Origin of the sequence: Sphingomonas sp. Leaf10 (assembly GCF_001421245.1) — a bacterium.
Taxonomy (GTDB): domain Bacteria; phylum Pseudomonadota; class Alphaproteobacteria; order Sphingomonadales; family Sphingomonadaceae; genus Sphingomonas.
In genome coordinates this window covers 249,190-263,718 of sequence record NZ_LMKE01000001.1, presented here as the reverse complement: position 1 = coordinate 263,718, position 14,529 = coordinate 249,190, and the positions used below count along the sequence as shown (strand labels likewise).

Below are 14,529 nucleotides of genomic sequence, written 5' to 3'. Positions count from 1 at the left end.
CTCACCGCCCACCGGACACCCGCGCGAATTCGGCACGGGCGATCGCCCGGTTGTGCACTTCGTCCGGCCCATCGGCAAAGCGCAGCGTCCGGACACCGGCCCAAGCGGCGGCCAGCGGAAAGTCCTCCGACACCCCGCCCCCGCCATGCGCCTGAATCGCATCGTCGAGGATCCCCAGCGCCATGGTCGGCGCCTGCACCTTGATCATCGCGATTTCGCCCTGCGCCGCCTTGTTACCCGCGCGGTCCATCATGTCGGCAGCCTTCAGGCACAGCAGCCGCGTCATCTCGATATCGATCCGCGCGCGTGCGACCCGCTGTTCCCAGATCGAATGGTCGGCGATCTTCTTGCCGAACGCGACCCGCGATTGCAGCCGCTTCGCCATCGCCTCCAGTGCCATTTCGGCCACCCCGATCGTCCGCATGCAATGATGGATGCGCCCCGGTCCCAGCCGCCCCTGCGCGATCTCGAACCCGCGCCCCTCGCCCAGCAGCAGGTTGCCGGCCGGTACCCGCACCTTGTCCAGCACCACTTCGCCATGGCCATGCGGGGCATGGTCATAGCCATAGACCGGCAACATCCGTTCGATCCGCACGCCCGGCGTGTCCATCGGCACCAAAATCATGCTCTGCTGCCGGTGGCGCGGCGCGTCCGGGTCGGTCTTGCCCATCACGATCGCGACCTTGCAGCGCGGATCGCCGGTCCCCGACGACCACCATTTGCGCCCGTCGATCACATAATCGTCGCCGTCACGCACGATCCGCGTCTCGATATTCGTCGCATCCGACGACGCCACCGCCGGCTCGGTCATCAGGAAGGCGGAGCGGATCGTGCCCGCCATTAATGGCCTCAGCCACGCCTCTTTCTGTTCAGCGGTGCCATAGCGGTGCAGCACCTCCATATTGCCGGTGTCGGGCGCCGAGCAGTTAAACACCTCGCTCGCCCAATGCCACCGCCCCATCGCCTCGGCGCACAGCGCATATTCTAGGTTCGACAGCTGCGTCCCCTCGAACGCAAAGCTGTCATCGACCATCGGCGCGCCCGAATGAGGCGGCATGAACAGGTTCCACAACCCCGCCGCCCGCGCCCGTTCCTTCAGCGGCTCCAGCATCGCGACCGGCGCCCAGCGATTCCCGCTCGCCACTTGCGCGTGATAGTCGTGGTCGGCGGGCGCGACATGCTCGGTCAGAAACGCGGTCACGCGGTCGCGCCAATGGGTTTCGCGCTCGCTTAGCGAAAAGTCCAAACTCCGTCTCCCGCTGCAACCTGTTTTTGCCGGTCTATGCCATACCGCATATTCGGTAAAGCGCCGATGACGTCGCGGATCGGTGCGAAAAATGCGCTTGGGGTCCACACCCGATCTGCTAGGGTCACATCCATGACGACGACCAACGGGGCCACCAAGCGCTACCGCGCCAAACGCGACGCCATCCTCGCGGCGGCGGCGGAGGCGATCAACGAAGCCAGCGCGAAGGGCATGACCTTCGCCGATGTCGCCCGCCGGGTCGGACTGAACACCACCAGCGTCACCTATTATTTCAAGCGCAAGGAAGACCTTGCCGCCGCCGCATTCGACCACACGCTCGACTGGCTGCAGGCGTCGCTCGACGAAGCGCTGCGCGAACCTACGCCGCAGGCCCGCGTCGCCAAATTCCTATCGATCCATTTCGATCGGCAGCGCCGGATCGAAGCGGGCGAGGAACGCCCCGTCGCCATGCTGTCCGACCTGCGCGCGATGGAAGACCCGTTCAAGGCGCGCCTCCTGTCGGGCTGGCGCGACGTGTTCCGCAAGACGCGCACCCTATGGGGCGACCCCGCCGACCGCACGACAAAGGATATCCAGAGCGCCCGCGCCCATGTCCTGCTGGAAAACTGTTTCTGGCTGACCGTCTGGCTCGACCGCTACGAACCCGACCAATATGACCGGGTCGAGGCGCGGTTGATGGACGTATTCCAGCATGGTCTCGCCGGCCCCGGACAGCGCTGGACGCCGCGTCCGCTCGCGCCCGAACAGGCCGATGCCGAACCAGCGCGCGATGCCTTCCTGCGCGCCGCCACCCGGCTCATCAACGAACTCGGCTATCGCGGCGCCTCGGTCCAGCGGATTGCGTCCGAACTGAACGTGACGAAGGGGTCGTTCTACCATCATCTCGATGCCAAGGACGATCTGGTCATCGCCTGCTACCGGCGCAGCTTCGACACGATCGGCGCCGCACAGCGCGCCGCCGACCGCGATGGCGGCAGCCATTGGCAGCGCCTGTCGAGCACGCTGGCGATGCTGATCGACGCACAGTTCACCGAACAGGGACCGCTGCTGCGCACCACCGCGCTGTCCGGCCTGCCGACCACCGTACGCCAGGCAATGGTCGACCGCTCCAACCGCATCGCCCGCCGCTTCGCCGGCACGATCAGCGACGGCATCGCCGAAGGCTCGCTGCGCCCCGTCGACCCGCTGATCGCCGCGCAGGCGGTGATGGCGTTGCAGAATGCCGCCTTCGACATGCGCGGCTGGGCCGCGACCATGCCGCGCGAACGGGCGGTCGGCTTTTATGCGTCGACGGTGATGACGGGCTTGTTTGCGGAGCCGGTGGTATAGGTGCGACTAGGCGCGCAACGGCATAGGCGTATTTGACCGAACACGTCGGCATAGCGCGATGCCTACCCCAACACCTCCCGATATTGCTCGCGCAAGGCCGCCTTCTTCAACTTTCCCGTCGCGCTGTGTGGCAGCGCGTCGACGAAGATCACCCGGTCGGGGAGCCACCATTTCGCGACCTTCGTCGCCAGATGCGCCAGCACGCCGTCCGCCGCCACCTCCGCGCCCGGCTGCTGCACCACCAGCAGCACCGGCCGTTCGTCCCAGCGCGGATGTGGTACGCCGATCGCCGCCGCCTCCGCCACGCCCGGGCAGCCGACCGCGGCATTCTCCAGATCGACCGAGCTGATCCATTCGCCGCCCGATTTGATGACGTCCTTGGCCCGATCGGTGATCTGCATCGTCCCGTCGGGGTGCAGCATCGCCACGTCGCCGGTGTCGAACCAGCCGTCCGCCGTCAGTGCATCGTCGGTTTCGTCGCGGAAATAGCGTTTGAGGACCCACGGCCCTCGCACCTGCAACTGGCCTGACGTCGCGCCGTCGCGGGGCAACACCGCACCGTCCCCATCGACGGTGCGCAGTTCGACGCCGAACGGCACCTTGCCCTGCCGGCACACCTGATCGACCCGCTGGTCGAAGCTCAGATCGTCCCAGTCGGCCCCCGGTGCGCCCATCGTTCCGATCGGCGAGGTTTCGGTCATGCCCCATGCATGGTTGACGCGCACCCCCATCCGCATGATCCGCTCGATCATCGCGCGCGGGGCCGCCGATCCGCCGATCGTCACGACCTTCAGATGTTCGGGCGCGGCCCCCGTCGCGTCCATATATTGGAACATCGCGAACCATACCGTCGGCACGCCCGCCGAATGGGTCACCCGCTCGCGGTTCATCAGGTCGCACAACACCGCCGGTTCGTTGACCGCCGAGAACACGATCTTCGCCCCCACCGCCGGCGCGGCGAAGGGCAGGCCCCAGCCGACCGCGTGGAACATCGGCACCACCGGCAGGCACACCGCCCGCTGCGACAGGTCGAACTCGTCGGGTTGCAACTCGGCGATGGCGTGCAGCACGTTCGATCGGTGCGAATAGATCACGCCCTTGGGATCGCCGGTCGTGCCGCTGGTATAGCAGATCATGCAATGGTCGCGCTCGTCACCCTCGACCCACACGTAGTCGCCGGTTTCGGGCGCGATCAGCGCAGCGAAAGAGTCCGGACCATTCCCATCCATAACGATGAAATGCTCGATCCCCGACAGGCGCGGCTTCATCCGCTCGATGATCGGCGCGAACACCGCGTCGTAGAACAGCACCCGGTCGCCGGCATGGTCGGCGATATAGGCCAGCTGGTCGTCGAATAGCCGCGGGTTGATCGTGTGGATGATCCCGCCCATCCCGATCACGCCATACCAGGCGATCAGGTGATGCGCGTGGTTCATCGCCATCGTCGCGACCCGGTCGCCGGGCCGGATTCCCAACCGCTCCAGCGCCTGCGCCAGCCGCCGCGCGTCGCGCGCGATCCCCGCCCAATTCGTCCGCGTCTCGCCGCCATTCGCCCAGCGGGTGACGACCTCCCGAGCCCCATGCTCGCGCTCGGCATGATCGAGCAACCGGGGTACTCGAAGTTCGAAATCCTGCATTCCGCCCAGCACGCGCACTCTCCTTTGCGAACGGAGCCGTGTCGCCCCTATCCGACGGCGGCGATCGGTGGCTTCACCGTATCGAACGCCGCGCTGGCGACACCTTGCAGCCTGCCAACCCGTTCGGCAAGCTCACCATCAATCCTGAAATCGCGGCCCAGACATACCCGAGCTTCGATTCCTGGCGTAGCGGGCACCGATACCCAAATCTCGCCGCGCCCGCCGCGCTCACCCATCATCAGTCCCGCCAGCGCCGGATAGGCCGCAGCATCGTCGATGGTCAGGTCCAGCCGCAGCCGCACGTCGCGCGCGATCATGTCGAACGGTTTGAGCGACTTGACGGTCGCTCGCGCACTCTCGTCGCCCGCCCGGCGATCGAGTTCCAGCGTGAACAGCCCGCATCCGCCGACCTTGCCCGCGGCTTCCAGATCGTTCGCCGGCCCCTCGTCGAAGCAGGTTACCGGCACCTGTCCGGTCGCATCGGACAGCGTCGCCATCATGTAGCGTTTGCCGCGTGCTGACGTCCGCCAGCGCGCATCTTCGACCAGCGCCGCCACCGTCGCGCCGACTCGACCGCCCTCGGGCACATGGGTATCGGCCAGATCGGCGATCTTGCGCGCACCATGCGCACTGGCGAGATGGGCATAGCGATCAAGCGGATGGGCGGAGAAGTAGAAGCCGAACGCATCCTTCTCCGCCGCGATCGCCTCGGTCAGCGACCAGTGGACGTCGGGCATCCGGATCGCCGCCTCGACAGCACCGCTTGCCTCGCCGAACAGGCCGCCCTGCCCGCTCGACCGGTTCGCCTCGGTCCGCTGTGCCGTCGCCATCAGCGTGTCGGCCAGCGCATGGACGCCTGCCCGATCGACGACCGCGCAATCGAACGCGCCCGCCGCCGCCAGCGTTTCGATCTGCCGCTTGTTCAGCAGCTTGGGATCAACCCGCGACGCGAAATCGTCGAGCGACTTGTACGGCCCCTTCGCCGCCCGCTCCTCGACCATCAGCTCCATCGCCCGCTCGCCGACCCCTTTCAGCGCCGACAGCGCATAGCGCACCGCGAGGCCGCCCCCGGTTTCCTCGACGCCGAAGGTCGCATCGCTGGCGTTGATGCACGGCGGCAGGCACTCGATCCGCAACCGTTTCATATCGTCGACGAAAATCGCCAGCTTGTCGGTCTGCGCATAGTCGAACGCCATCGACGCCGCGAAGAATTCGTGCGGGTGGTGCGCCTTCAACCAAGCGGTCTGATATGCCAGCAGCGCATAGGCCGCCGCATGGCTCTTGTTGAACCCGTAGCCGGCGAACTTGTCGATCAAGTCGAACAGTTCGTTGGCCTTGGCCGCCGGAATGCCGTTCACCTCGGCACAACCCTTCACGAAGATCGAGCGCTGCGCGTCCATCTCCGCCTTGACCTTCTTACCCATCGCGCGCCGCAGCATGTCCGCGCCGCCCAGCGAATAGCCGGCCAGGATCTGCGCGGCCTGCATCACCTGTTCCTGATAGACGAAGATTCCGTAGGTCTCCTTCAGGATCGGCTCGAGCAGGTCGTGAGGATAGATCAGTTCCTCACGCCCCGCCTTGCGCGCGCCGAACGACGGGATGTTGTCCATCGGCCCCGGCCGGTACAGCGACACGAGCGCGATGATGTCGCCGAAATTACTTGGGCGTACCGCGGTCAGCGTCCGCCGCATCCCTTCGGATTCCAGCTGGAACACGCCGACCGTGTCGCCGCGCTTGAGCAGTTCGTATGTCGCTTCATCGTCCCATAACAGGCTGTCGAGATTGACCACGATCCCGCGCCGCGCCAGCAATTCGACCGCGAATTTCAGCACCGACAGCGTTTTCAGGCCGAGAAAGTCGAATTTCACCAGCCCCGCGCCCTCGACATATTTCATGTCGAACTGCGTGACCGGCATGTCGGACCTTGGATCGCGGTACAGCGGCACCAGTTGCGCCAGCGGCCGGTCGCCGATCACCACGCCAGCGGCGTGGGTCGAGCTGTGCCGCGGCAACCCCTCCAGCTTCATGGCGAGGTCGAGCAGCCGCCTTACATCCTCCTCGCGCTCATATTGCTGGTTCAGTTCCGACACGCCGTTGATCGCACGGTCGAGCGTCCATGGATCGGTCGGATGGTTCGGCACCAGCTTGGCGAGGCGATCGACCTGACCATAGCTCATCTGCAGCACGCGGCCGGTATCCTTCAGCACCGCGCGCGCCTTCAGCTTTCCGAAGGTGATGATCTGCGCAACCTGATCGCGGCCATATTTTTGCTGGACGTAGCGGATGACCTCGCCACGCCGCGTTTCGCAGAAATCGATGTCGAAGTCGGGCATCGACACGCGTTCCGGGTTCAGGAAGCGTTCGAACAGCAGGCCCAGCTTGATCGGGTCAAGATCGGTGATGGTCAGCGCCCACGCGACCGCCGAGCCTGCGCCCGAACCACGGCCCGGCCCGACCGGAATATCATGATCCTTCGCCCATTTGATGAAGTCGGCGACGATCAGGAAGTAACCCGGAAACCCCATCTGGCAGATGACGTCGAGTTCGAAATCCAACCGCTGGAAATAGTCGGGGAAGCGCGTAACCAGTTCGTCCTCGGACAGTTCCGGCACCTCGCCGGTCACCGCCGGCGTCGGCGCATCCTCCCATGGCGCGGGCGCCTCGACCGCGACTTCGGCGGTCACCATGCCTTCTTCGAGCGCGACGATCTTGCGCAGCCGCTCGACCAGCCCGGCGCGGGAGTCGACGCGCAGTTTCAGCGCCTCGCCCTCGCGATCACCGGCAAGACTGGGCAGAATCGGCTTGCGCTTGGGTGCGGCCACCGCGCAGCGCTGCGCCACGACCAGCGTGTTGGCCAGCGCTTCGGGCAGGTCGGCGAACATCTCCTGCATCACCTGCGCCGGCTTCAGCCACGCCTGTGGCGACGAACGCTGACGGTCCTCGCTCGCGACATAGCTCGAAGACGCGATACACAGCATCGCGTCATGCGCGTCGTGGAAATCGGCCTCAGCGAAGCAGCACGGATTGGTCGCGACCAGTGGCAGGTCGCGGGCATAAGCGAGGTCGAGCAGTTGCGGCTCCGCCTTCGCCTCGATCGCATCGTCGCGCCGCGCGATTTCGACATACAGCCGATCGCCGAACAGCGCCTGCAACCGGTCGGCGTAAGCCGCCGCCTCATCCGCCCGCCCCGCCGCGAACAGCCGCGCCAATGCACCGTCGCCCGCCCCGGTCAGCGCGACCAGTCCGTCGCTGCGCCCGATCAGCGCATCGATCGGCACATGCGCCGGAATCTCGACCGGCCGGTCGAGATGCGCCATCGATACCAAAGCGCAGAGATTATCGTAGCCGCGTGCGTCCTGCGCATAGAGCGGCAGCCAGTCGATTTCCGGCTCCTGCCCCTCCGCCCCGCCCGGTCGCGCGACCGCCAGCAACGTGCCGACTACCGGCTGAACGCCCTGATCCTTGCATGCGTCCGAGAACGCCATCGCCGCATACAGCCCGTTGCGGTCGGACAGGCCGGCCGCGGGAAAGCCGAGCTTGCGCGCGACCTTGGCGATCGCCTTCGGATCGATCGCGCCCTCCAACATGGTGAAGGAGGAGAAAATACGAAGCGGTACGAACCCGGAATGCGCCATCCGATGGACCTAATCATCACAGGGTGATTCGAACAGTGGTATAGCCGCCACCCCGGCCAACCGGGTGCGCGCCCTATCGTACGAAAGGACGGTACCGCCGGCGGCTTCCGACCGGAACCGGGCAGGCGATAACCCGTTCCGACGCCGTAACGGATCACCATGCAACGGAGAGAGACGATGACCGACGTTTCCCGGGAAAGCTTCACCCGTGATACGCCCGCAGGAACCACTATCCGGCGCGCAATGCCTGGCTGGGGCTGGACACTCGCCTATGGCATCGTTTCGGTGCTGGTCGGCGTCTTCGCCTTCCTTGCCCCTTTCCCCGCCACGCTGGCGGCGACGATGGTCGTCGGCTTCTGCTTCCTGATCGGCGGTTTCGCATCGTTGTTCGCGGGCATCCGCAACCACCATGGCCGCGGCTACGCGCTGCTGTTCGGCGCGCTGTCGGTCGTCGCCGGGGGTTACATGCTGCTGGTTCCGATCGGCGGGGCGTTGTCGCTGACGCTGATGATGATCCTGTGGCTCGGTGCGCGGGGGCTGATGGAGCTGTACGTCGGGTTCCGCTTCAAACGGTTGCGCGGGCTGATGTTGCTGCTCGGCGTCATCAACGTTGCGCTGGCGATCATCCTCTACTCGACCGTCCCATGGTCGGCACTGGCCCTGCCCGGCTTCATCCTAGGTGCGAGCTTCCTCTCGGGCGGCATCGTCGCGATCATCGACGCCCTGTCGCACCGGCATGCACCGGCGGCGTAAGACGCCCGCAACGCAGGTGTTGTGCTTCTTTGGCAGGCGCCGCTCCGGACCAGGTCCGGGGCGGCGCGCTACCCCATCGCCACCGCGACCGCCCCTTCCATATCCTCCGGCTTGGTCGTGGGAGCGAACCGCGTCACGCTGCCATCGCGTCCGACCAGGAACTTGGTGAAGTTCCATTTGACCGCCTCGCTGCCCAGTACCCCCGGCGCCGCCTTCTTCAGCGCCCGGAACAAAGGTGCCGCTTCCGCTCCGTTCACGTCGACCTTCGCGAACATCGAAAAGCTGACGTCGTAGGTCAGCGAACAGAAGGTCGCTATTTCCGCCGCATCGCCCGGCTCCTGTCCGCCGAACTGGTTGCAAGGAAAGCCCAGCACCGCGAAACCCTGCGAGCCGAACTTGCGATGCAGCGCCTCCAACCCGGCATATTGCGGTGTGAAGCCGCATTTCGATGCGACGTTGACGACCAACAGGACCTTGCCGCGATACTCGGCCAGCGTCGTATCCCCGCCATCGGCAGTCCGCACGGCAAGGTCGTACAGATCGCTCATGCCAGCACCCCGTCGTGCAGCCGCACCACCCGGTCCATCCGGTTGGCGAGCCGCTCGTTATGTGTCGCAACCAGCGCCGCCGATCCTTGCCCCCGCACCAGCCGGATGAATTCGGCGAACACCACGTCGGCCGTCGCTTCGTCGAGATTGCCGGTCGGCTCGTCGGCCAGCACCAGCGCGGGACGATTGGCCAGCGCGCGCGCCACTGCGACCCGCTGTTGCTCGCCGCCCGACAACTGACTCGGCCGGTGATCGAGCCTCTGGCCCAGCCCCAGCGCAGTCAGCAACTCGCCCGCGCGCGTATCCGCGTCCGCGCGGGTACCGCCCCGTACCAGTTGCGGCAGCACGACATTCTCCAAAGCGTTGAAGTCGGGGAGCAGGTGGTGGAACTGATAGATGAAGCCCATCCGGTCGCGGCGCACTTCGGTCCGGCGGTTCGCACCGGCCTTCGCCACCTGTTCGCCGCAGACTAGGATTTCGCCCTCGAACCCACCTTCAAGCAGTCCGACCGCCTGTAACAGCGTCGACTTGCCCGACCCGGACGGCCCCAGCAGCGCGACGATCTCGCCCGGCGCAATGGTCAGTTCGACCCCGCGCAACACATCGATCGTCACCGTGCCCTGGGTAAAACTCCGCTTCAGTCCGCGGGTCTGGAGAACGGGCTCAGTCATAGCGCAACACCTGCACGGGATCTGTATTGGCCGCCTTGAACGCCGGATACAGCGTGGCGAGGAACGAAAAGAGCAGTGCGACCAGCGCGATGGTGACGATCTCGACCGGATCGACCTTCGACGGCAATTCGGTCAGGTAGCGCATCGTCGGGTCCCAGATATCGATGCCGGTCACCGCGCCGATCCCTTCGACAACTTTCTGCCGGAAGGTCAGGAACACGAAGCCGAGGATCAGCCCCGCCCCCACGCCCAGCGCGCCGATCGTCGTGCCGACCGTCATGAAGATACGCAGCAGCCCGCCGCGCGTCGCGCCCATCGTTCGCAGGATCGCGATGTCGCGCGTCTTGGCGCGGACCAGCATGATCAGCGAGGACAGGATGTTGAAGACCGCGATCAGGATGATGATCGACAGCACGGTAAAGGTCACGATCCGGTCGACCGACAGCGCCTGGAACAGTTCGGAATTGAGTTGTCGCCAGTCGGTAATCTGTGCGCTCGCCACGAATTTCTCCCGCAGCGGCGCGAGGATGTGGTCGACATCGTCGGGGTCGGACGTCTCCAGTTCGATCGACCCGACCGAATCGCCGGTCAGCAGCAATTGCTGCGCATCCTCGATCGGCATGATGACGAACGCCTTGTCGTAATCATACACACCGACCTCGACGATCGCGGCGACGCGGTACGGCACCTGCCGGATCATCGTGCCGAACGGCGTGGTCGGCCCCTGCGGACTGATGATCGTGATCTCGCTGCCGACCGTCACGCCCAGCGCCATGGCGAGGCGGCTGCCGATCACAACGTTGCCGCTGCCCGGCGTCACCGCATTCAGCGACCCTTGTTTCACATTGTCGCGGATCGTCGGATTGTCGCGGATATCCTCGATCCGCATGCCGCGCATCAGGATGAATTCGGACCGGCCGTTATAGGTCGCGAACAGCGGCTGTTCGATCAGCGGCGTGGCGCTGGTCACGCCGGGCGTCCGCCGCGCCTCCGCCGCGATGCGCCGCCAGTCGGGCAGCTGGTTGTTATATCCCTGGATCAGCGCATGACCGTTCAGCCCGACGATCTTGTCGAACAGTTCGGCCCGGAACCCGTTCATCACGCTCATGACGATGACCAGCGCGGCGACGCCCAACATCACCGCGACCAGGCTGATCGACGCGACCAGCGCGATGAACGCCTCGCCCCGTCCGGGCAACAGATAGCGGCGGGCGATCATCCGCTCGTAACGCGATAGCAGCATAAGGGCGGTCGGTGTCCTCGAACGGGGGCGTTGCAGGAGCTGTAGGTAGGCGCGGGACCGACTTCAATCCATGCTGTTGCCAAATCGACACATGGTTAGGGAAACCGTAGCAAAGATGGCGCAAGGCCGGTGACAGATAAGGTCCGGTTCCTTATCGAGAGTGGCACGAAGCGCAGGCAAGCAAGGCCACGGTTCGGGGAGGCCAACCGGCTCCGCCCTGGAAGGGGGGAAGGGGCGTAGAAGCGGTGGCAACCAAGGGGGCTGACGAGCGATCGTCACGCAGGCGGCCGGGCTGGCAACAGCCCGGCCGTTTGCCGTTTCAGGGAACTGTTGCGGGGCGATGCGGCTGCTTCGGGGACGTAAGCCCCTGCCCTCGCGTCTTTTCGCTCGATCGGAACCATGCGTCTTTCCCGCGAAGGCCGGGATTTCACTCCGATGGCGTTGGGCTGGAGCCGCTGGTTGGTCTAGCCCGCGCGGGGTCGACGTGCCTAGTTTACTTGTTTGGCTCAAGTCTCTGATAAATTGACGGTTTCGCGTCAAAGTTCACAAAAGTCACACTTGCCACGGTTTGCGCGGTTTGCATGGTGCGACGGGCAGCGGATTCAAAGAGCAAGGCGGTCAGCGTCCAGCCCGGATGGTGGCATGGGTGCGCCCTGTAGGACAGCGCCCGTGCGCAGTCGCTTGAAGACGGCATCCGGTGATGGTTTCCCTTCCCTCCCTGACAATGGAGGGGCCGGTGGTGGGTCGGCCCGTTGTGGCGCACTTACCCTTCGTCATGGGTCTACCCACCCCCAGCCCCTCCCTTTCAGGGAGGGGAGAGACATCATCAAGGGCGTCACCCACACCACCGGCGAGGCTCCTCCCCTGAAGGAAAGCGAGAGACTGCATTGCTATCTCGCAGAACGTCATCCAGCCTACACGATATTCGCGCCCCACGCCCTCTTGAAGCCCTCTGTTATCGAACCATATCGGTTCGCGAACGGTGCCTGAGGGGCCGTTCACGAACCGGCATCGCCTTATGGATGCCGCCTCGTTCAACTCGCTTCATCTGGAGGATTTGACATGCGTAGCTTCGACTTCACCCCGTATCGCCGCTCCACCATCGGTTTCGACCGTCTGTTCGACATGCTGGAAAGCAACGCGCGCGCGACCACCGGCGAAAACTATCCGCCGTTCAATCTCGAACGCCTTGCCGAAGATCGCTACCGCATCACGCTGGCGGTCGCCGGGTTCAAGCGCGAAGAGGTGGACATTACCGCCCAGCAGAATCTGCTCGTCGTCTCGGGCCGCAAGACCGACCAAGCCGACGCACAGAAGAGTGCGGTCCTGCATCTGGGCATTGCCAACCGCAGCTTCGAACGCCGGTTCGAACTGGCCGATTTCATTGTCGTCGAACACGCCGACCTAGCCGATGGCCTGTTGACCATCGACCTGCGTCGCGAAGTCCCCGATGCGATGAAGCCGCGCCGGATCGCTATCGGCGGCACGGGCGAACAGCCGGTCATCGCGAACGACGCAGCCAAGACCGACGATTCGGCCAACGCTGCCTGAGCTACCGCGCGTTGCTCCCTTGCGCGCCGTGGGCGGGCGCCTGAACCGGATGGGTTCGGGCGCCCGTTCGGGTTTTTGGAGGAAGTCCCCGCCCTACTCGTCATTCCCGCGCAGGCGGGAATCCATATGCCCGAGGCTGACGGGTCAGTGCTGGACGTTGCGCTTATGGATTCCTGCCTTCGCGGGAATGACGAGAGGCGAAGACCTTAAACCAACCGCGACTGCTTCACCGCTGCGGCGATGAAGCTCGCGAACAGCGGGTGCGGATTGAACGGTTTCGACTTCAGCTCGGGATGAAACTGCACGCCGACGAACCACGGATGGTCGGGCCGCTCGACGATTTCGGGCAGCATCCCGTCGGGCGACATGCCCGAGAAAACCAGCCCGCCCGATTCGAGCATGTCACGATAGCCGGTGTTGACCTCGTATCGATGGCGATGCCGCTCGCTGATCGTCGTCCCGCCGTAGATCGACGCGACGACCGAATTGCCGGCCAGCGTCGCCTCATAGGCACCCAGCCGCATGGTGCCGCCCAGATCGCCGTCCGATTCGCGCTTCTGGATGCCCTCGGGGCTCATCCATTCGGTAATCATGCCGACCACCGGCTGTTCGGTCGGGCCGAATTCGGTCGAAGACGCGTCCGGTGTGCCACCGGTCGCACGGACACCTTCGATACAGGCCATCTGCATGCCGAAGCAGATCCCGAAATAGGGCACTTTCCGCTCGCGAGCGAAACGGACGCTGGCGATCTTGCCCTCCGCGCCGCGTTCCCCGAACGCGCCGGGAACGAGGATCGCGTGGCACGGCTCGAGTTCGGCGGCGACCAGGTCATGATCGCCTTCGAACAATTCAGCGTCGATCCAGCGGATATTGACCTTCACCCGGTTGGCGATGCCGCCATGGACCAGCGCCTCGTTCAGCGACTTGTACGCGTCCTGCAGCCCGACATATTTGCCGACCACGCCGATCGTGACTTCGCCTTCGGGGTTCTGGAGGCGGTCCATAATGTCGCTCCACCGCGACAGGTCGGGCGCATCGCCGGGTTCGATGCCGAAGGCACGCAGCACTTCGGCGTCCAGCCCCTCGGCATGATATTGCTCGGGCACCGCATAGATGCTCGGGGCGTCGAGCGCGGGGATGACCGCCCCTGCGGGCACGTTGCAGAACAATGCGATCTTGGCACGTTCGCTCGCCGGCAGCGGCTTTTCGCAGCGGCAGACCAGCACGTCGGGCTGCACGCCCAGCGCCGCCAGTTCGCGCACCGAATGCTGGGTCGGCTTGGTCTTCAGTTCGCCCGCCGCCGCGATATACGGCACCAGCGTGACGTGAATGCTGATCGACCGGCCGCGGCCCAGTTCATTCTTCAACTGGCGGATCGCCTCAATGAACGGCAGCGATTCGATGTCGCCGACCGTGCCGCCGATCTCGCACAGCACGAAGTCGAGGTCCTGCCCGTCGTCGTCGACCGTATCGGCCTGTGCGAATGCCTTGATCGCATCGGTGACGTGCGGAACGACCTGTACCGTCGCGCCCAGATAATCGCCGCGCCGCTCGCGCTGGATGATCGTCTGGTATATGCGACCCGAGGTGACGTTGTCCGACTGGTGCGCCGCGACGCCGGTGAAGCGTTCATAGTGGCCAAGGTCGAGGTCGGTTTCCGCCCCGTCGTCGGTCACATAGACTTCGCCATGCTGATAGGGCGACATCGTGCCCGGATCGACGTTCAGATAGGGATCGAACTTGCGGATGCGGACCTTGTAGCCGCGCGCCTGCAAGAGTGCTGCGAGAGAGGCCGCCATGAGGCCCTTGCCGAGCGACGAAACCACGCCGCCGGTGATGAAGATATACCGCGCCATGGGAGATATCGCCTAGCGTCGAACGCCATCGCCGCCAAG

At 65.2% G+C, this 14,529-nt stretch carries 10 protein-coding genes; 3 read left to right on the top strand and 7 right to left on the bottom strand.

Translation table 11 applies throughout. The features are described from left to right. Nucleotide 1 precedes the first annotated feature (1 nt). Nucleotides 2–1,246 (bottom strand): acyl-CoA dehydrogenase family protein, encoded by a 1,245-nt coding sequence (locus ASE59_RS01280; RefSeq protein WP_056451173.1) that lies wholly within the window; start codon nt 1,244–1,246, stop codon nt 2–4. A gap of 132 nt (nt 1,247–1,378) precedes the next feature. Here ASE59_RS01280 and ASE59_RS01275 point away from each other — a divergent pair, with 132 nt between their 5' ends. After that, nucleotides 1,379–2,596 carry a TetR/AcrR family transcriptional regulator gene (locus tag ASE59_RS01275; RefSeq protein ID WP_056451170.1) on the top strand — a complete coding sequence of 406 codons (1,218 nt, stop codon included), beginning with the start codon at nt 1,379–1,381 and terminating at the stop codon, nt 2,594–2,596. Between the two features lie 62 nt (nt 2,597–2,658). Here the strand turns inward: ASE59_RS01275 and ASE59_RS01270 are convergent, their stop codons facing one another. Both ASE59_RS01270 and dnaE read right to left on the bottom strand, forming a co-directional pair. Further along, nucleotides 2,659–4,233 carry a long-chain fatty acid--CoA ligase gene (locus tag ASE59_RS01270; protein WP_056451167.1) on the bottom strand — a complete coding sequence of 525 codons (1,575 nt, stop codon included), beginning with the start codon at nt 4,231–4,233 and terminating at the stop codon, nt 2,659–2,661. Nucleotides 4,234–4,280: 47 nt separating this feature from the next. Further along, the gene (gene dnaE / locus ASE59_RS01265) at nt 4,281–7,868 is read right to left on the bottom strand and encodes a DNA polymerase III subunit alpha (protein ID WP_056451162.1); all 3,588 of its coding nucleotides are present in this window, start codon (nt 7,866–7,868) and stop codon (nt 4,281–4,283) included. A gap of 177 nt (nt 7,869–8,045) precedes the next feature. Here dnaE and ASE59_RS01260 point away from each other — a divergent pair, with 177 nt between their 5' ends. Next, nucleotides 8,046–8,621, top strand: coding sequence for an HdeD family acid-resistance protein (locus tag ASE59_RS01260; RefSeq protein WP_056451159.1), 576 nt, complete (start codon nt 8,046–8,048; stop codon nt 8,619–8,621). A gap of 68 nt (nt 8,622–8,689) precedes the next feature. On the opposite strand, the gene ASE59_RS01255 is transcribed toward ASE59_RS01260, so the two are convergent. Genes ASE59_RS01255 through ASE59_RS01245 form a run of 3 tightly spaced genes read right to left on the bottom strand, consistent with a single transcriptional unit; the run spans nt 8,690 to nt 11,083 of the window. Next, nucleotides 8,690–9,169: a glutathione peroxidase gene (locus tag ASE59_RS01255; protein ID WP_056451156.1), complete on the bottom strand. Its 480-nt coding sequence runs from the start codon at nt 9,167–9,169 to the stop codon at nt 8,690–8,692. Next, the gene (locus tag ASE59_RS01250; protein ID WP_056451154.1) at nt 9,166–9,840 is read right to left on the bottom strand and encodes an ABC transporter ATP-binding protein; all 675 of its coding nucleotides are present in this window, start codon (nt 9,838–9,840) and stop codon (nt 9,166–9,168) included. Before ASE59_RS01250 ends, ASE59_RS01255 begins: the two co-directional genes overlap by 4 nt. Further along, nucleotides 9,833–11,083, bottom strand: a complete 1,251-nt coding sequence (locus tag ASE59_RS01245; protein ID WP_056451151.1) for a lipoprotein-releasing ABC transporter permease subunit — start codon at nt 11,081–11,083, stop codon at nt 9,833–9,835. The genes ASE59_RS01250 and ASE59_RS01245 overlap by 8 nt, the downstream gene beginning before the upstream one ends. A 1,062-nt stretch (nt 11,084–12,145) precedes the next feature. Here ASE59_RS01245 and ASE59_RS01240 point away from each other — a divergent pair. After that, the gene (locus ASE59_RS01240; protein WP_056451148.1) at nt 12,146–12,634 is read left to right on the top strand and encodes an Hsp20 family protein; all 489 of its coding nucleotides are present in this window, start codon (nt 12,146–12,148) and stop codon (nt 12,632–12,634) included. 206 nt (nt 12,635–12,840) lie between these two features. Here ASE59_RS01240 and ASE59_RS01235 read toward each other — a convergent pair whose 3' ends face one another. Continuing rightward, a complete protein-coding gene (locus ASE59_RS01235; protein WP_056451145.1) occupies nt 12,841–14,490 on the bottom strand; it encodes a CTP synthase in 1,650 nt (549 codons plus the stop codon). Nucleotides 14,491–14,529 lie beyond the last annotated feature (39 nt).